Raw genomic sequence first — 16,613 nt, 5'->3', positions numbered from 1 at the left:
GAGGAATAGGACGTGGATAAAAAACTGTTAAGCATTCTGGTATGCCCAGTCTGTAAAGGTCCGCTGGACTACAAGCGCGAAGCATCTGAGTTGCGCTGCTATGCTGATGCGCTTGCCTATCCGATTCGTGATGATATTCCAGTGATGCTGGAGAACGAAGCCAGAACATTGACCCAGGAAGAGCGGGAGCAACGTTAATGGATTTTGTGGTGGTGATTCCGGCACGTTATGCATCGACCCGGTTGCCAGGCAAACCCTTGCTCGATATTGCTGGCAAGCCAATGATTCAGCACGTGTATGAGCGTGCCTGCGACAGTCAGGCGAGCGCGGTTTACATAGCCACTGATGATGAGCGTATTGCCGCAGCGGTTGAGGCGTTCGGAGGAGAGTGCCTGTTGACCCGCGCCGATCATCAGTCTGGTACCGACCGTATTCAGGAAGTGGCGCAGAAGCTGGCACTACCGAACGACAGAATCGTCGTCAATGTGCAGGGGGATGAACCACTGATTCCACCGGCAACCATTCGCCAGGTTGCGACAGCACTGGCAGAAAATAAAGAGGCCGGTATCAGCAGTCTCTATCATCGTATTCATGATGAAACCGAGTGGCGCAACCCCAACGCCGTCAAGGTTGTCACTGACGAAGCCGGTTTTGCACTGTATTTCAGCCGCTCACCAGTTCCCTGGCAGGAAAACCCGGCGTCCAGCGGTCAACAATTACAGGCCAAACGGCACGTTGGCATTTATGGCTACCGGGTATCGACGCTGAATGCATTTGTCAGCTGGAGTCCTGCGCCGCTAGAGCGTTTCGAGCGACTGGAGCAATTGCGTGCCATGTACCATGGCGTGAAAATTATTATGAGTGAAGCAGAGGAAGCACTCCCGGCGGGTATTGATACTCCCGAAGACCTGGAGAGCATCCGTCGCTTCCTGACAGACAGTGAGATGTAAGACGATGACCACAAAAGTGTTGATGGTTTGCCTGGGCAATATTTGCCGTTCGCCAACCGCCCACGGCATTATGGAAACATTGATTGAGAAAGAAGGGCTCAGTGCAGACATCATTGTGGATTCTGCAGGGACAGGCGACTGGCATATTGGTAAAGCGCCTGACCCCAGGACACAGCAGGCTGCGAAACGCCGTGGCTATGATCTCTCCCACCTCAGGGCAAGACAGGTCACCGTGGCAGACCTCGATGACTACGACTGGGTGATTGCCATGGACAGGCAGAACCGGCAAAACCTGCTGAATATGGCAAGTGACGCCAATCGTGATCGTATCACTCTGTTACTGGAGCATGCCGGCCAGATTGATGCCGAAGTACCGGATCCATACTATGGCGGTGAGCAGGGCTTTGAGCAGGTGCTGGATATGGTGGAAACGGCCTGCGCGGCACTGCTGGAACGCATCAAGTTACAGCGTGTCGGCTAATTTGAGCCGAGTTAAATTGAGCCGATTTAAGTTGAGTTAAGTTGAATTGAATAACGGCAGCACGGGGCTATTCGCATGACCTGGCAACCACCCGCTTCCTGGGTTGAGAATTTCGATCTTCGCCAGTGGCATACCTTCCAGCTACCGGTCAAAGCCCGTTATGCCCTGGAAGTACACCGTCCCCGGCAATTGTTATCCGCTGTGGCTGCCGCCCGTGAGGCTGCCTTGCCGGTGCTGGTGCTGGGTGGTGGCAGCAATGTGCTGTTTACCGGAGACTATCCGGGACTGGTAGCGCGCATCGCCATGATAGGCATACACCCGGAAGTTAAACGTAATGGTGATGTACTGGTTACCGCCATGGCAGGTGAGAACTGGCACGAGCTAGTGACTTTCTGCCTGGAACAAGGCTGGTTTGGTCTGGAGAACCTGGCACTGATACCGGGCTCAGTCGGCGCAGCGCCAGTGCAGAATATCGGTGCCTATGGCGTTGAAGTCGGTGAACTGATTGAGTCGGTGACTTACCTGAATTTAGCGCAGGGCGAACTCAACAGTCTGTCTGCTGAACAGTGCAAATTTGCTTATCGTGACAGTATATTCAAGCACGAACTTCGCAACAGCGCCGTCATCATTTCCTGCACGCTGCGTTTGCGCACGACACCAGAAATCAATGTCAGCTACCCAGCCTTGCAGCAAGCGATCAATGCCAGTGCCGAAGCTGGCGACGGGGCAAATGAGGGCACAGGCGGTGATTCCTGTCATACCGCTATCACTGGCCACGCCTCCCGTGTCTCGGATATCACGCCGCAACAAGTTTATGATGCCGTTTGTGCCATTCGTCGCAGCAAATTACCTGACCCCCTAGAACTGGGCAATGCCGGCAGTTTTTTCCGGAATCCGGTCATCAGCCAGGCTCAGTGGCAGTCGTTACAGTCCGAATGGCCAGACATGCCCGCTTTCCCCGTACCGGCTGAGCCAGGCAAGGCGGCAGACTGGGTCTCAGAAAAAGCACCACAGGAAATGAAAGTCCCGGCAGCCTGGTTAATTGAAAGAGCCGGCTGGAAAGGTGTTCGACGTGGCAATATCGGTGTGCATGACCGGCAGGCGCTGGTGCTGGTTCACGATTTTAAATCCGCAGCAATGACGGAAACGTCCGGTCAGGCATTATTAACACTGGCCCGTGATATTGCCGACAGTGTGGCGGAAAAATTCGGTATAGAGCTGGAGCCCGAGGTGGGAATTCAACCGCCAGGATCATGGTCGCGATGACAAAGCAGCGTAATCAGTCTGAAAGTACCGAGCGGATCATGGACGCCGGTAACGCTGACTTTGATCCCAAGGCCATACTGGCTGTCATGAGTCAGGGGCCGGGCGTGTACCGCATGCTGGATAAAGATGGCGAGGTGCTTTATGTCGGCAAGGCCCGAAACCTGCGCAAACGGGTCAGTAATTATTTTCGCGCCAGTGGCCTTGATACCAAAACAATGGCGCTGGTCTCCCACATTACCAATATTGATGTCACCATCACCAATAGTGAAACCGAGGCGCTGCTGCTAGAGCAGAACCTGATTAAAAAGTTTCGCCCGCCTTATAATATTCAGTTGCGGGATGACAAGACTTATCCCTACATCATGCTGACCCACAAAGATGTCTTCCCCAGAATGGCTTTTTATCGGGGCGGACGCCGCCGTGACGCCAAACTGTTTGGTCCTTACCCCAGTGCCAGTGCCGTGCGCGAGAGCCTGGCGTTGTTACAGAAAGTCTTTCGCGTTCGTCAGTGTGAAGACAGCTATTTTCGCAACCGCACACGGCCCTGCCTGCAGCACCAGATAGGGCGCTGTACCGCGCCATGTGTCGGTTATATTTCCCCCAGTGACTATGCTGACGATGTCCGCGATGCCAGCCGCTTTCTCCAGGGGCAAAGCAATGACCTGATTCGCGACATGGGCGAGCGCATGGAACGAAAATCACAGGCACTGGAGTTCGAGCAGGCGGCACGCCTGCGTGACCGGATTTCTGATTTGCGCAAGATTCAGAGCCAGCAGGTGGTTTCCGGCGACGGAGAAGACGCCGATGTGCTGGCCGCTGTGGCGGAGGGCAGTTATCACTGCGTGCATGTGATGATAGTCAGAGGGGGGCGGGTGATCGGCAGTCGCAACCATTTTCCCAAAGACAAACTGGCAGAAAATGCGGAAGCGTTATTGGCCGCGTTTATTGCCCAGTATTATTTGCGCGATGAAACCACATCATCACAGCTGATTCCCAAAGAGGTGATTATCTCGCCCTCGTTACCGGCCAAGAAAACACTGGCAGAAGCCCTGGGCGCTGCCTGCGGCCGCAAGGTCAGGCTCACTGGCAATGTTCGTGGACACCGGGCCAAATGGCGAGACCTGGCGGCAGCAAACGCCGTGCAGGCGCTAAGCAGTCATATCAATAATCGTCAGACGCTGTATCAGCGCTTTGAACGTCTGCAATCAGATCTGGATCTGGAAGCCTTGCCCAAACGCATAGAGTGTTTTGATATCAGCCATACCATGGGGGAGAGCACCGTCGGTGCCTGCGTTGTGTTCGGCCATGAAGGGGCGATGAAAACAGATTACCGTCGTTATAATATCAAAGACATACAAGGCGGTGACGACTACGCTGCCATGGAACAGTCCCTCAAGCGCCGCTACCGGTTTCTCGCGGATAAGGCAGCGGATAGCGGCTCACCGGCCGTAATGCCAGACATTTTGCTGATCGACGGCGGTAAAGGGCAGCTATCCCAGGCAGTTGACGTATTAACTGCCTTACGGGCTGAAGCAGACGCCGAGTCTGAGCGTCAGAACACGGAATTACCCATCCTGATTGGTATCGCCAAAGGCATCAGCCGTCGTGCCGGGCAGGAGACCCTGTTTCTGGCGACTGAACAGGGATTTGAGGAAATCGTGATCCCGGTGCACTCACCCGGTTTGCATTTATTACAGCAGGTTCGTGATGAAGCCCACCGTTTTGCCATTACCGGTCATCGTCAGCAACGGGCTAAAACCCGCAAGAAGTCAGCGCTGGAAGAAATCCCGGGGCTGGGGCCTGTGCGGCGGCGGGAACTGCTGCGTTACTTTGGTGGTCAACAGGAAATTCAGCGTGCCAGCGAATCCGATCTGTCCCGGGCGCCCGGAATCAGCAAAAAGCTGGCAGCGGTTATTTATGACGCGCTGCATAATGAGTAGAATTCGCCTGGAAATTCGCCTACCGTGATAAACAGCGTACTGATTTGCTGTATTGACTTGCTTGACTAAGGAGAACGCTCTGAACATGAATGCTGCCAACCTGGCCACTATTGCACGCGTCTTGATGGTGCCGGTAATCGTAATGGTCTATTACAGTGGTCAACCCTGGAGCCAACTGGCAGCAGCGGTCATTTTCACCATCGCCAGTATTACTGACTGGCTGGATGGTTACCTGGCGCGGCGCCTTAACCAGGCATCAGCGTTTGGTGCCTTTCTCGACCCCGTGGCAGACAAGTTACTGGTAGTGATGGCACTGGTGCTGCTAACCGCCAATTTCCCCAGCCCCTGGTTTGTGGTGCCCACCGCCATCATTATTGGCAGGGAAGTGTTCATTTCCGCACTGCGAGAGTGGATGGCCAGTCAGAATCAGCGCGACAAGGTCGCTGTTGGCTATATTGGCAAGGTGAAAACCACCGTTCAGATGATCGCAATCATTGCGTTATTGGCACATTCACCCGCATTACCAAATTTCCTCTTGCCACTGGGCTATGTCTTGCTATATATTTCCGCCGCTCTCAGCGTCTGGTCCATGGTGACCTACCTGAAAAGCGCGCTACCCTCCATGCGATAGTCATTAATGGGGGAGTGGGTTAGAGGAATATTTCACGGCAGATAAAGTGTGAAAAATGCGTAAAAAAACTGCCATGAATGCTTGACAAAAATCTCTATCTCATTAGAATAAGCGCCTCTTTTGCAGTGATCCAAACGGCACGCTGCAAAGGGTTGAAAAACCAGTGTTACGCGGGAATAGCTCAGTTGGTAGAGCACGACCTTGCCAAGGTCGGGGTCGCGAGTTCGAGTCTCGTTTCCCGCTCCAAATTTTACGGCCACTGGCCAGTCCGGATTGCTTGTCTGCCAGGCAGAATTTGGATACGTTAAGGCTGGATGGCAGAGTGGTCATGCAGCGGACTGCAACTCCGTTAACGCCGGTTCGATTCCGACTCCAGCCTCCATTTTCCCTCATAAAAAGCAGTAACTTGCGATTCATAGTACGCCTGTTTATCCGTATGAAGTCTATAAGTCCGCAAGAGACTATTGTGTTCTCGATGCACTCAAACTTGCGTCTACAATGTAGGCTGACCTTGTTTTTCCGGCGCGACCTGCTGCCCGATCTATTGCTCGCAATGCAATTCGGGGAAGTGAGATATTAACGCGTTCCTTGTCATTAGATAATCCATCAATATCAACATCTATGACTGCGAGCCGGGCGGAACGATCGTCTTGTTCCAAAGCCTCAGGCAACCGACTAATTTTGGGAAGTTCTTCACCATCCAACAACAATCCCTCCAAATGACACTCAATGGCCTCTTTCGTGTTTTGTAAGGCTTCTTCGACTGTTGATCCGGCAGAAAAACAGCCAGCCAGGTCTGGTACGGTGACGCCATAATCACTGTCAGCATCATGATGCACAATCACAGTAAATAACATGTTCATTCCCTCTCACTACTTAGTCCATCCATCAGCCTTGAGTAAGCTGATTATTATTGCGCTTTTCATGTTAAATTATACACACGATACACACTTGATCAATATTGTTGGCCGGCTGACCAGATAGGGCAGGAGTTTTCAAATCCGTCTTGTAGGTTGGCTTCGTAACACGAATTATGAGATTACTAAGCTTCACCTTATTATTAGTATGAAAATGAACATTTTGCTCCCACAGCGGGGACATAAATAAAGGAGACATCGTGGAAGACATGCTCAAAGGCGCACTAAGTCACCTGGACGGCGCCGCCAAGTACACCAAGGTTCACCCGGAAGTGCTGGAGAAACTGCAGTATCCCAAGGAAGTCATGAGCGCCCGTCTTTTCGTGCGCATGGATGACGGGTCCCGGCGTTCATTCCGGGCCTGGCGTTGCCGGTATGACGATACGCGCGGACCCACCAAAGGGGGGATACGTTTTCACCCCGAGGCGACTCAGGATGAGGTGGTCACCCTGGCATTCTGGATGACGTTCAAATGTGCGGTCGCTGGTGTGCCGTTTGGCGGTGGTAAAGGTGCGATTCGCGTTGACCCTCGCAAGTTGTCCAAAACAGAGCTTGAAAGGCTCTCACGTGCCTATGTGCAGGCTTTTGCCCAGATGATCGGCCCTGAGCGAGACATTCCCGCGCCCGATGTTTACACCAATGCCATGATCATGGGCTGGATGGCGGATGAGTATAGTTCACTGGTGGACTACCCCTGTCCCGGGGTGATTACCGGCAAACCGATTGCATTGGGTGGCTCAAAAGGGCGCGACGATGCCACTTCACGAGGCGGTTTCTATGTACTGAAACACCTGCAAAAAGAGCTTGGACTGGATAACGGCAGTGAGCGCCGAGCAGTGGTCCAGGGTTATGGTAACGCAGGTTATCATTTTGCCTGTCTGCTCCATGAAGATGGCTGGAAAGTCGTGGGTATTTCCGACTCCCGGGGCGGAGTTTACGACCCGGAAGGGCTGGACCCCAAAGCCGTGAAAGCCTGCAAGGAAGAGAAGGGCGAGGTCAGCAAGTACGCTGAAGGTCGGGATAACGTTGAAGTGGTGGACAACGACGCGCTGCTTTGCAAATCCTGTGAATTACTGGTGCCGGCTGCATTGGAGGATCAGATTACCGAAAGCATTGCCAAGTGCCTTGATGCCAGGGTCATCCTGGAATTGGCAAATGGCCCTGTAACCGCCGATGGTAATGCCGTGCTGGAGCGTCGGGGTATTACCGTGGTTCCGGATATCCTGGCCAATGCCGGTGGCGTCACGGTGTCTTATTTTGAATGGGTGCAGAACCGCCAGGGGTTCTATTGGACCGAGAGCGAAGTCCGTCAGCGGTTGAAGCAAATTATCCAGGAAGAGGCCATGCATGTCTGGAGCCTGAGCAAGCAAAAAGAGATCTCTTTGCGCACTGCCGCATACGTTCATGGTCTTGAACGGCTTTCCGAGGCAATTGAGGCGCATGGCACCCAAACTTACTTCCATTGCTGAGCGCATTAGTTTTGTGACAGGAATATCAATTCGTTACATTCGTTCTTATTATTGAGAGCCAGTTGCGATTGTTATGAGATTCTGTTGGAATAAATAAGCAGCCTGGATGTATAACAGTCAGCTGTGGTGCTCAATTTCCGGTGCAGGGCCTCTTGTCCAGGGAAGCAGTATAGGGATGAGGTGAAAGGCCCGGCCTTCTGAAACACATTGTTAGTGAAGGAGAAGTACAATGGCTACGACGAACAAGACAGCGAAGACCACCAGTGAGCTGGACGCTACAAAACAGTCGGCAATGGAAGCACTGGATAAACTGATTGAAGCTCGTGGACACTTTCGAGCTGCGGCTGAAGAAGCCGGGCTGGATCTTCGTGACGAAGCCTTGCAGCGACTGGAGCAGGGCAAAGCCCGTGCTGGTGAGTACAGCGATGAGCTGAGCGAATACTTGCAAGAAAAACCCCTGCAGACCATTGGACTGGCTGTGCTGGGCGGTTTTCTCCTGTCGAAGATATTGTCTAAATCATGAGTGAAGACCCGGCGCGATTACGACGACAGTCTGAAATCGACGCCTGGTTACGCTGGCTGACAGATCTGCGTGAAGCGGGTGCAGCGTTGCTGCGTCTGCTGGCCGCAGAACTGCGACTCGCTTCCAGTGACCTGCGCCGTTTTTTACTGTTATGCCTGCTGGTGTTACCGCTGGTCTTACTGGCCTGGCTGGGCTTTGCCGTATTGTTTTCATGGGCTGTGTATGCCTTGAGCGGTTCACTGGGCGGCGGATTCGCCGGATTCTTTCTTTTGCATGTTGGTATCCTGCTGGTTATTCGCAGACAATTGCGTCGTTACCGAAAACGCATGAGTCTGCCCGCGACCCGCAAGTATATCGGTGTTATCACGGAGGGATTGCGACGTGAACCGCAACGACCAGATTCGCCGGATTGAAAGGTTAGAGGTAGAACTTTCTGCCCGGCTGACACAAGCTTCTGTCACATCCCGGCGCCCGCTGGCCATTATCATGAAGCATAAGCAGTGGTTGTTCCCCGGAGCAGGCCTGGCTTTTGGTGTCATGCTGGCCCGAATACCTTTTCGCAATGTCGTGACAAGAAGTATTTCCGCAACCCTATTGGCCATGCGAGTCCGGCGAATCGCCTCCAGAGCCTTACAGCGAATGTAACGAGGCCCGCTTTATGGAAGATTCAAAAAAGGGCAGTGATGCGCCAGATAGCCTGGACGGGCTGCTGGACAATTTCTCCGATGCCGCCGAAAAAAATGAGGTCTCTCTCGATGACCTAATGGATATGGTGGGGCGCCGTTCTTTTGGTTCCTTATTATTGCTGGCCGGGTTGCTCACACTGGCACCGGTCATTGGTGATGTTCCGGGTGTCCCGACCGTTATCGGCGTGTTTGTCTTTTTGATCGCCGGACAATTACTGTTTGGCATGGAGCATTTCTGGCTGCCGCGCTGGTTATTGAATCGGACAGTGAAAGGTTCACACCTGGAAAAAGCCGTTCAGTGGATGCGTTCCCCGGCCCGGTTTGTGGACAAGATGCTCAAGGCTCGCTATAGCGCTTTTGTAAACGGCACGGCGAAACATGTTATTGCTGCGGTTTGCATCGCCGTTGCCATGTCGATGCCGGTGATGGAGTTTGTACCTTTCAGCGCCAATGCGGCAGGTGTGGTGCTAACAGCATTTGGTCTTGCGCTGATCGCCCGGGATGGCTTGGTTGCATTAGTGGCATTTGTCATTACCGGTCTCAGTTATTTTCTTATTGCGCTGAGCATGTGACAGGTATCATTTTATAAATAACAGAAATAATACAGAATCATGGGAGATAGTACGTGGACGTGAATCGTCAATCAGGGACTGACAAGCCTGCACCCGCAACATCGGCCCGGCCCACCTATCGTGTGCTACAGGGCATACTGGCACTGGCCGTGCTTTACACACTTTACTTCGCCAAAACACTGATTGTCCCTATTGTCATTGCATTGATGCTGACACTGCTGCTTGGTCCACTGGTTTCGTGGCTAAGACGTTATATGGTGCCACGATTCCTCTCAGCCGTGATTTTGCTGGTACTGATAATAGGGCCCCTGGTTTTTCTGTTTACAGAACTACGTGATCCGGTCCAGCGTTGGGTTGAGCGTACGCCAGAATTATCAGAGCGCCTGAATGAGCAGATACAGGCATTTCAGACCACCTGGGGTGGCGGTCAGGAAACTGCAGACGATGCCGCACAGGATGCCGAGGGCTTTTTTGCCAGCCTGTTCGGGGGAGAGCCGGAAGAGCCTGCGGTCGAAAGCCAGGAACCCAGCCCGTTGATGGAAGGGGTGACACGCGGTGGCATAGAGCTTGGTCTTTATGTGTTCGCTGCGGCACCTGTGCTTCTGGCGCAGCTGGTTACCTGTCTGACGCTGACCATTTTTCTGCTGGTGTTTGGGCCACGGCTATTTGAGGCCGCAGTCAACAATCTGCCACAAATTACCGACAGGGATGAAGCCAGAGGCGTCGTGGCTACCGTCCAGGTGGAACTGTCACGGTTCATTCTTTCTCTGAGTGCCATCAATGCACTGTTAGGGTTGTCAGTGGCCGGTGCCCTGACCTTGTTGGGGATGGAGGATGCCATACTCTGGGGGGTGCTGGCTGGCGTGCTGAATTTCGCCCCGTACATTGGCATGTTGATTGGCCTGACGATACTGTCACTGGCAGGGCTGGCCCAGTTCGGCGTGACCGGAGCCGCCTTTTTGCCGGTGCTGATCTATTTTATTCTGAATGGCATTGAAGCACAGTTCATCACACCCACGGTGATGGGAAAGCACATGCGCCTGAATCCTCTGGTATTAATGATCTGGCTGATTTTCTGGGCCTGGTTGTGGGGAATGGTTGGCGTGCTGCTCGCCGTACCGTTGCTGGTGTGTATCAAACTCGCCGCAGCGCAACTGAGTGTGCCCCCTTACTGGGTGCGTATTATTGAGACTCGTGCCTGACCAGGAGCCTCTATCGTACGGAACCTCTATAGCACGATAATCTTTGCAAGGAGAATGCTGACATGATCTTCACAATTGATTTATCGGTTCGCAGGTTACTCGCTACAGCAGCGCTGCTGATTTTTTCGGCCAGTGCATCTGCCCAGCAAACTGACGCCTGGCAGGTGATGGCTCGGGCACTGGAGGCCAAAGTAGCTGAGGCAAGGGAAGAAAATATCCGGCTGTCAATCGGAGTGGCTGGACTGGCTGGAACCCAGGAGGGTCGCATGACTTTCGTAGGGTCACCCGAATCCTACCCGCCTGCATCGACGATAAAGATGTTGTTGATTGCTACGTTGATGCAACAGGTGGATGCCGGAACCCTGTCGCTTGAAGACACAGCCACTGTTGAACAGAGCGACATTGTCGGCGGGTATGGCGAGATCCAGAATGAGCCGGTGCCGAATGAGGTGACGCTGGGCAGGCTGGCAGAGCTGACCGTTACTATTAGCGACAACACAGCGACCAACGTACTGGTAGACGTGGTTGGCTATGAGGCCATGCAGGCACTGGCGGATGAACTGGAGCTGGAGACCATGCAGTTTGGCCGCAAGATGTTCGAGTCGCCGATGCCTCCGCAAAAACAGAACTACATCAATGCCGAAGATACCATCCAACTGCTCAAGCAGATTTATAACGATTCATTTCTGACATCGCAGTCACGACGTCAAATCATTGCCTGGATGTCGGCGCAAACGGTGACAACAAAAATTGCTGCCGGTGTTCCCGAAGGTATGCCCATTGCCCATAAAACCGGTGAGAATGCTTCCGTCACCCACGACCTGGGCTATCTGCTGTGGCCCGAGAATGAGGTGGCCGTTGCCATCTTCGCCGAATCAGAAGTATCTGATGATTTTGATACCGTGCAGGCTGCCGTAAACCCGGTGGTGGCAGCAGTGGCTGGCATCATCTATGAACATTTGAATGTGGTGGTTTCACAGTGAAAACCAGACAGTTGCACCGTGGGTTATGCATTGGGATTTTGTCGCTGTTAATGATGCTGTTGCTGCCATGGCAGTTGCAAGCACAGCCACCGGAACAAGAGACACAGGCTGAGACGGATACGCAAATCCGGCAACGGCTGACGGGTATCTATGAGGTACTTGAGCCCTTGTCAGCGGTTGAAGTGGATGTCCGTGATGGTGTGGTGCTGCTATCCGGGGCGGTCTCCAATGAAACCCAGGCGGAGCGTGCCTTGTCACTGGCCGAGCAGTTGCCTGGTGTGATTCTGGTGGATGACGGCATTCAGCGTCGACTGGATGTTCAGGGCAACCTGTCACCGTTGTTGCAGCAACTGGAAAACAATGTGATGCAGTGGTTGAGGGCGTTGCCACTGTTCGCCATCGCACTGCTGATTTTTGCTGTGATTGTCTATCTTGGCTATGCACTGGCACGGTGGTCTGCCTTATGGCAACGTTTGACTCCAAATGCCTTTTTATCGGAACTAGTGGCGCAAACCGTTCGCACCATAGCGATCATGCTAGGACTGATCGTTGCGCTTAGCTTGATGGGGGCGACGACGCTGATGGCGACCATCCTCGGTAGTGCCGGTGTTGTTGGTCTGGCGATCGGCTTCGCTGTGCGTGATACCATCGAAAACTATATATCGAGCATCATGCTCAGCCTGCGTCAGCCCTTTCGCGCCAATGATCATGTGGTGATTAACGAGCACGAAGGCAAGGTGGTTCGGCTCACTTCCCGCGCCACTGTGCTGATGACCCTGGATGGTAACCAGTTGCGCATCCCCAATTCGACGGTGTTCAAGGCTGTCATCCTCAACTACAGCAGCAATCCGCAACGTCGCTTTGCCTTTGAACTGGGCGTCGATGCCGCAGATGATCCGGTTGCGGCCATGAAAGTTGGTACGGATGCGATTAAAGCGCTGTCATTTATCCTCACCGAACCGGAACCCAATGCTCTGATTCAAACGGTGGGTGATTCCAATATCGTGCTCTGTTTTACGGGCTGGATCGACCAGGAAAAAACCAACTTTGGTCGCGCGCGCAGTCTGGCTATTCGAGTTGTCACCAGTATGCTGGATGAACAAGGTTTCACCATGCCAGAACCGATTTACCGCCTGCGTTTTGATAACACGGATCCGATTGCTACTGCATTGGAAGCGGGTAGCAATGATTCCGTTAACAAAAACGACATGCATCACAGCAACCGCGGTCAGTCCGCCGTAGCTGAGATGGGTAGCAAGCGTCAGATGATCGATTCAGACCGTGCTGTTGCGGCTGACAAATTGCTGGATGTGAGCCCTGATACTCACCTGGAAGCGATGGTGAATGACGAGCGAGCCCAGAAGCATGACGATGACTTGCTGGATCCGCAGCGCCCGGTGGAGTAACAGTAATCAGCTACTCCTGAGTTTTCAATGGTGTTATATGTATGGTAAGTAAGTATTAATTCGGATACACCGTTCTCTTTGGTATAAAGAGTTGCTCACGCTGGCTAGCGTCTAGCAATAATCCACACGGCATGAACGATACCAGGTATATAGCCGCATAGTGTCAGCAGAATATTAAGCCAGAAGGCACCGCCCAACCCGACTTGTAGAAAAACACCCAAGGGAGGTACTAATATTGAAAGCAACACTCTCAAAAAATCCATAAAGATCTCCTTGATTGATAATTAGGTTTACGAAATTTTTTATGTTTCATAACTTGCACTTCAGTGGATACTATTCAGTGTCATAAATCAAGACTAGTATGCAGTCATAACACCATGATAAGCAAAAGGTTATGAATTTCCTTTTTGTTGATATATAATGCGCGTCCTCCGCAGCATAGCGGGGCTTTCCCTCCCGGCCCGGGTGGCGAAATTGGTAGACGCAAGGGACTTAAAAGCAAATCAAAGTCGTTAACTGCGGTTTACTAACTCAATGAATTTCTAGATCTTTTCCTTGCTTTCGGTTTATGCAAATGTCGAAACCGATCGAATACTGAACCGTCTCACTGACTATCGTTTCGATATATTTCTTAAGTGCAAGATCGGAAAGGTCTTTTCTCAAACCGATCTCTGAACTTTTCCCGAACTACGGGACCGATTACCGTTTCTATTCATTAATGATGTCTTCCGAATGCAAGTCAGATTCAATCTTTTGACGTTCGCTTAGTACATAATTTATATCTGTTCAGACTGTTCCACTTGCCATTCTCGCAATCTGTACATAAGAAACACGTATCCCTTAATTTCCTAATGTAATTATGATGGAGAAATTGAATCCATACGCAATGATTTGTTCCCTGTTACACCTTCATCTAATTATGGGTATAACTGATCAAGTTAGATTCGTTCGTTTGGCTGTGTTGTCAATTAGCCAAAAGTCTATTCCGCTTAAAAACAAGGAGTATGTCACAGATTGATAATTAAATTCAGTAAAAAAATAGAGATGATGACGATATGTGATATATCCATTAATAAGATATATGATCCAATGATCTATTACTGATGAATATTATAAAGGAGTTGAAAATAATGAAATGTATGAGATACATGGCACTATTGATTTGTTTGTCAATAAATTATGCAAATGCGCAGAGCACAATAGAGACAGCAAGCATTGTTGCAGTTTCTCCAATTCAATATTCAGGCAACGCGATGTCTGTAAAAGTTGTACTAAGTACTCCAGTTACTTGCGGATCTGTAAGTAGTGATACGGTTTGGCATAGTGCTGGTTCGTTGAACTCTAATGATGCACAAGCTGCCGCTATAGCACTTTACACTAGCCTGGTAAATGCAGCTCAAAAAGGATTGATGATAGAGGTTGATACATCAAGACTTTCCTATAGCACATCTTATAGTTCTGCCTTGGGATGCATGGCTAATATTCATGTAAGTAATACAGCGTTAAACAGTGCTTTTACTATCTATTATCAATAAGTGGTTTCGATACAAGCATCATAACAATTTCAAAAATATTGTAAGAGCTTTCCATGCATACTCATAAAATTACTCGTTATTTTTTTCTGGTTGTATTAGTTTTAGTTGCTACATTAGTTTTGTTAGCTAATTTTATTACATCTGCTTCACCAGCAGTAACCATTGAGTACGCAAAAACCATTTTCGAAGAAGGAAACCCACCTCAAGATACTGATAATGATGGTATCCAAAATGGGCTTGATGATGACGACGATGGGGATGGTATGCCTGACCATATAGAAAATATATATGGTTTTGATCCGCTTGACCCATTGAGCGGTCCTGGCGATGACGATGGCGATGGTGCGACAAACTACGAAGAAATCCTAGCTGGCAGTAATTATAATGATTTTTTCGAGTGTACGGCTGCTACATGTAAGTTTGAAACTCCAGTTTCACCTTCCCAGGTTTCAGTTCCTCCTACAAATGTTGCTAGTGATCTTGTTGGTGCAACAACTGGCTCGCACACAGTAGATCAATCTGGGGCATTTCAGTACAGAGTTCCTTTGTTAACTTTACCTGGTGTTGCTGGTCTACAACCAGATTTAGCTTTAACTTATAACAGTGGGGCAGGAAATGGTTCATTTGGTATTGGTTGGAGTTTTAATCAATTATCAGTAATAACACGCTGTGAGCAAACTGAGCAGATTGATGGAAATGTCACGGGTGTTAGTTACACAAGTAGTGATAGATACTGTCTTGATGGGCAAAGACTTATTAATATCAGCAATTTAAATTATGGAGCGAATGGAGCTGAGTATCGATTAGAAGATGGCTCCAATAAGAAAATTGTTAGTTATGGAAATTTTGGCGGTGCTCCTCATTATTTCAAAGTGTGGAATTGTAGTGGTCAAGTCATTTTGGCCACGGGTTTATAGCTATCCCAGTACCTCTGTTCTTTCTCATTTGGTGTTAATCCACCGTTGAATGAGTGCGGTCTGAGCTGACTGTAATAGCCATGGATATAATCACCAATACGCTGTTTGGCTTCCGTAAAATACCGGTAACCTGTGACCGGTACCCATTCTGTTTTTAAACTCCTGAAAAACCTTTCCATTGGACTATTGTCCCAACAGTTTCCGCGACGGCTCATACTTTGTTTCATCCGGTATCGCCATACTCTTTGCCTGAATTGACGACTGGTATAATGACTGCCCTGATCGCTGTGGAACATGATGTTCTGCGGCCGCCCGCGACTTTCATAAGCCATTGTCAGGGCCTGACACGTTAAATAGCTGTCCGGTGAATAGCTCATAGCCCAGCCAATTGGCTTTCGGGCAAACAAGTCAATAACAACTGCTAAATATGCCCAACGACTCCCCGCCCAAATAAAACTGACATCACCGCACCACACCTGGTTGGGATGCGAAACGGTAAATTCCCTAGCCAGTAGGTTAGGTATGGCAACATGTTCCTGCGCCGCCTTCTTGTATGCATGTTTGGGCAACTGGCAGCTGACTAAACTGAGTTTTTTCATAATACGCCCGGCACGATATCGAGATAAACTGACTGGGTGCGACTCGTCGTTGGTGACTATATCAGCGATAGTTCTGGCACCAGCTGAGCCTTGACTCAACCGGTGGGCAGTTCGCACTAAACTATGCAATTTGACGGTTTCCGGGTTGATACGTTTATCCCGCTTTTGCCAATACTTGAACGTGCTGCGGTGGACATCCAATACCTCGCACAATATTTTTACCGTATAACGGCGCTTATCGCTCTGACTCAGTCTCTCAACTATCGAGAGTGTTTCATGGAGTCCGACATCAACAGAGCTGAAGCCTTTTTTAAAATATCCTTTTCTAATTCAAGCCGTTCAACCCGTTTCTTTAGCTCTCGTATTTCTCTTTGCTCATCACTGATCGGGGTGCACTGAGCAGTGGTGCCTGAGCGCTCTGCGCGAAGTTGCCTTACCCACTTACCAATCGTTGAGTAACCCACTCCCATCGCATCAGCAGCTTCCTGATGACTGTAACCTTGATCGATAACCAACTGTGCTGTTTCGAGCCTGAA

Annotated in this window: 19 protein-coding genes and 2 tRNA genes; 18 read left to right on the top strand and 3 right to left on the bottom strand. The window is 50.7% G+C overall.

Going from position 1 to position 16,613, the window contains the following annotated elements; all coding sequences use genetic code 11:
* Window positions 1-12 precede the first annotated feature (12 nt).
* The 8 genes from PSCS_RS14100 (at window position 13) to PSCS_RS14065 (ending at window position 5,650) form a co-directional block, all read left to right on the top strand.
* Window positions 13-198, top strand: a complete 186-nt coding sequence (locus PSCS_RS14100) for a Trm112 family protein (RefSeq protein WP_068812833.1) — start codon at window positions 13-15, stop codon at window positions 196-198.
* Entirely contained in the window at window positions 198-950 is a 753-nt protein-coding gene (gene kdsB / locus PSCS_RS14095) for a 3-deoxy-manno-octulosonate cytidylyltransferase (RefSeq protein ID WP_068812831.1), read from the top strand. Before PSCS_RS14100 ends, kdsB begins: the two co-directional genes overlap by 1 nt.
* A gap of 4 nt (window positions 951-954) precedes the next feature.
* Window positions 955-1,431, top strand: a complete 477-nt coding sequence (locus PSCS_RS14090; protein ID WP_068812829.1) for a low molecular weight protein-tyrosine-phosphatase — start codon at window positions 955-957, stop codon at window positions 1,429-1,431.
* Between the two features lie 75 nt (window positions 1,432-1,506).
* On the top strand, window positions 1,507-2,697 hold the full coding sequence (gene murB / locus PSCS_RS14085; RefSeq protein ID WP_068812827.1) for a UDP-N-acetylmuramate dehydrogenase: 1,191 nt from the start codon (window positions 1,507-1,509) through the stop codon (window positions 2,695-2,697).
* Between the two features lie 38 nt (window positions 2,698-2,735).
* Window positions 2,736-4,637, top strand: a complete 1,902-nt coding sequence (uvrC, locus tag PSCS_RS14080) for an excinuclease ABC subunit UvrC (protein WP_068813242.1) — start codon at window positions 2,736-2,738, stop codon at window positions 4,635-4,637.
* An 85-nt stretch (window positions 4,638-4,722) separates the two neighbouring features.
* Entirely contained in the window at window positions 4,723-5,268 is a 546-nt protein-coding gene (gene pgsA, locus PSCS_RS14075) for a CDP-diacylglycerol--glycerol-3-phosphate 3-phosphatidyltransferase (RefSeq protein WP_068812825.1), read from the top strand.
* A 170-nt stretch (window positions 5,269-5,438) separates the two neighbouring features.
* Window positions 5,439-5,514 (top strand) — tRNA-Gly (locus PSCS_RS14070).
* 62 nt (window positions 5,515-5,576) lie between these two features.
* Window positions 5,577-5,650, top strand: a tRNA-Cys gene (locus PSCS_RS14065).
* A gap of 79 nt (window positions 5,651-5,729) precedes the next feature.
* Here the strand turns inward: PSCS_RS14065 and PSCS_RS14060 are convergent.
* The gene (locus tag PSCS_RS14060) at window positions 5,730-6,125 is read right to left on the bottom strand and encodes a type II toxin-antitoxin system HicB family antitoxin (protein ID WP_068812823.1); all 396 of its coding nucleotides are present in this window, start codon (window positions 6,123-6,125) and stop codon (window positions 5,730-5,732) included.
* Between the two features lie 269 nt (window positions 6,126-6,394).
* Between PSCS_RS14060 and PSCS_RS14055 the strand changes: the two genes are divergently transcribed.
* The 8 genes from PSCS_RS14055 (at window position 6,395) to PSCS_RS14025 (ending at window position 13,026) form a co-directional block, all read left to right on the top strand.
* A complete protein-coding gene (locus tag PSCS_RS14055; RefSeq protein ID WP_106387135.1) occupies window positions 6,395-7,654 on the top strand; it encodes a Glu/Leu/Phe/Val family dehydrogenase in 1,260 nt (419 codons plus the stop codon).
* A gap of 229 nt (window positions 7,655-7,883) precedes the next feature.
* Complete coding sequence (locus PSCS_RS14050; RefSeq protein WP_068812819.1) at window positions 7,884-8,177, top strand: hypothetical protein; 294 nt, start codon at window positions 7,884-7,886, stop codon at window positions 8,175-8,177.
* On the top strand, window positions 8,174-8,590 hold the full coding sequence (locus tag PSCS_RS14045; protein WP_068812817.1) for a hypothetical protein: 417 nt from the start codon (window positions 8,174-8,176) through the stop codon (window positions 8,588-8,590). The genes PSCS_RS14050 and PSCS_RS14045 overlap by 4 nt, the downstream gene beginning before the upstream one ends.
* Window positions 8,559-8,822, top strand: a complete 264-nt coding sequence (locus tag PSCS_RS15935) for a hypothetical protein (RefSeq protein ID WP_068893814.1) — start codon at window positions 8,559-8,561, stop codon at window positions 8,820-8,822. The genes PSCS_RS14045 and PSCS_RS15935 overlap by 32 nt, the downstream gene beginning before the upstream one ends.
* A gap of 13 nt (window positions 8,823-8,835) precedes the next feature.
* Complete coding sequence (locus PSCS_RS14040) at window positions 8,836-9,435, top strand: exopolysaccharide biosynthesis protein (RefSeq protein WP_068812815.1); 600 nt, start codon at window positions 8,836-8,838, stop codon at window positions 9,433-9,435.
* A gap of 53 nt (window positions 9,436-9,488) precedes the next feature.
* Window positions 9,489-10,637 carry an AI-2E family transporter gene (locus PSCS_RS14035; RefSeq protein ID WP_229694617.1) on the top strand — a complete coding sequence of 383 codons (1,149 nt, stop codon included), beginning with the start codon at window positions 9,489-9,491 and terminating at the stop codon, window positions 10,635-10,637.
* Between the two features lie 62 nt (window positions 10,638-10,699).
* The gene (locus PSCS_RS14030; RefSeq protein ID WP_068812813.1) at window positions 10,700-11,620 is read left to right on the top strand and encodes a serine hydrolase; all 921 of its coding nucleotides are present in this window, start codon (window positions 10,700-10,702) and stop codon (window positions 11,618-11,620) included.
* The gene (locus tag PSCS_RS14025; protein WP_068812811.1) at window positions 11,617-13,026 is read left to right on the top strand and encodes a mechanosensitive ion channel family protein; all 1,410 of its coding nucleotides are present in this window, start codon (window positions 11,617-11,619) and stop codon (window positions 13,024-13,026) included. The genes PSCS_RS14030 and PSCS_RS14025 overlap by 4 nt, the downstream gene beginning before the upstream one ends.
* Before the next feature lie 104 nt (window positions 13,027-13,130).
* On the opposite strand, the gene PSCS_RS15700 is transcribed toward PSCS_RS14025, so the two are convergent.
* A complete protein-coding gene (locus PSCS_RS15700; protein ID WP_082866744.1) occupies window positions 13,131-13,289 on the bottom strand; it encodes a YqaE/Pmp3 family membrane protein in 159 nt (52 codons plus the stop codon).
* A gap of 867 nt (window positions 13,290-14,156) precedes the next feature.
* On the opposite strand from PSCS_RS15700, the gene PSCS_RS15930 reads away from it, so the two are divergent.
* Window positions 14,157-14,561, top strand: coding sequence for a hypothetical protein (locus PSCS_RS15930; protein WP_232790087.1), 405 nt, complete (start codon window positions 14,157-14,159; stop codon window positions 14,559-14,561).
* 53 nt (window positions 14,562-14,614) lie between these two features.
* Window positions 14,615-15,478, top strand: coding sequence for a SpvB/TcaC N-terminal domain-containing protein (locus tag PSCS_RS14020; RefSeq protein ID WP_068812809.1), 864 nt, complete (start codon window positions 14,615-14,617; stop codon window positions 15,476-15,478).
* Here the strand turns inward: PSCS_RS14020 and PSCS_RS14015 are convergent.
* Window positions 15,451-16,613 (bottom strand): IS3 family transposase gene (locus PSCS_RS14015; RefSeq protein WP_232790082.1). Its coding sequence is split into 2 segments (ribosomal slippage), with 1,164 coding nucleotides annotated over them: window positions 15,451-16,379 and window positions 16,379-16,613; the frame shifts between segments, so codons are not numbered across the junction. This gene is flagged as partial in the annotation. The two genes, PSCS_RS14020 and PSCS_RS14015, sit on opposite strands and share 28 nt — an antisense overlap.

The organism is Pseudohongiella nitratireducens (genome assembly GCF_001642735.1).
Taxonomy (GTDB): Bacteria; Pseudomonadota; Gammaproteobacteria; order Pseudomonadales; family Pseudohongiellaceae; genus Pseudohongiella; species Pseudohongiella nitratireducens.
The sequence above is the reverse complement of the archived record's forward strand: the minus strand, read 5'-3'. Positions and strand labels throughout refer to the sequence as shown.

Excerpts from the sequence above, each read along its gene's own strand:
- kdsB (WP_068812831.1), top strand. The coding sequence starts at position 198 with ATGGATTTTGTGGTGGTGATTCCGGCACGTTATGCATCGACCCGGTTG.
- PSCS_RS14090 (WP_068812829.1), top strand. The coding sequence starts at position 955 with ATGACCACAAAAGTGTTGATGGTTTGCCTGGGCAATATTTGCCGTTCG.
- murB (WP_068812827.1), top strand. The coding sequence starts at position 1,507 with ATGACCTGGCAACCACCCGCTTCCTGGGTTGAGAATTTCGATCTTCGC.
- uvrC (WP_068813242.1), top strand. The coding sequence starts at position 2,736 with ATGGACGCCGGTAACGCTGACTTTGATCCCAAGGCCATACTGGCTGTC.
- pgsA (WP_068812825.1), top strand. The coding sequence starts at position 4,723 with ATGAATGCTGCCAACCTGGCCACTATTGCACGCGTCTTGATGGTGCCG.
- PSCS_RS14060 (WP_068812823.1), bottom strand. The coding sequence starts at position 6,125 with ATGTTATTTACTGTGATTGTGCATCATGATGCTGACAGTGATTATGGC.
- PSCS_RS14055 (WP_106387135.1), top strand. The coding sequence starts at position 6,395 with ATGCTCAAAGGCGCACTAAGTCACCTGGACGGCGCCGCCAAGTACACC.
- PSCS_RS14050 (WP_068812819.1), top strand. The coding sequence starts at position 7,884 with ATGGCTACGACGAACAAGACAGCGAAGACCACCAGTGAGCTGGACGCT.
- PSCS_RS14045 (WP_068812817.1), top strand. The coding sequence starts at position 8,174 with ATGAGTGAAGACCCGGCGCGATTACGACGACAGTCTGAAATCGACGCC.
- PSCS_RS14040 (WP_068812815.1), top strand. The coding sequence starts at position 8,836 with ATGGAAGATTCAAAAAAGGGCAGTGATGCGCCAGATAGCCTGGACGGG.
- PSCS_RS14030 (WP_068812813.1), top strand. The coding sequence starts at position 10,700 with ATGATCTTCACAATTGATTTATCGGTTCGCAGGTTACTCGCTACAGCA.
- PSCS_RS15700 (WP_082866744.1), bottom strand. The coding sequence starts at position 13,289 with ATGGATTTTTTGAGAGTGTTGCTTTCAATATTAGTACCTCCCTTGGGT.
- PSCS_RS15930 (WP_232790087.1), top strand. The coding sequence starts at position 14,157 with ATGAAATGTATGAGATACATGGCACTATTGATTTGTTTGTCAATAAAT.
- PSCS_RS14020 (WP_068812809.1), top strand. The coding sequence starts at position 14,615 with ATGCATACTCATAAAATTACTCGTTATTTTTTTCTGGTTGTATTAGTT.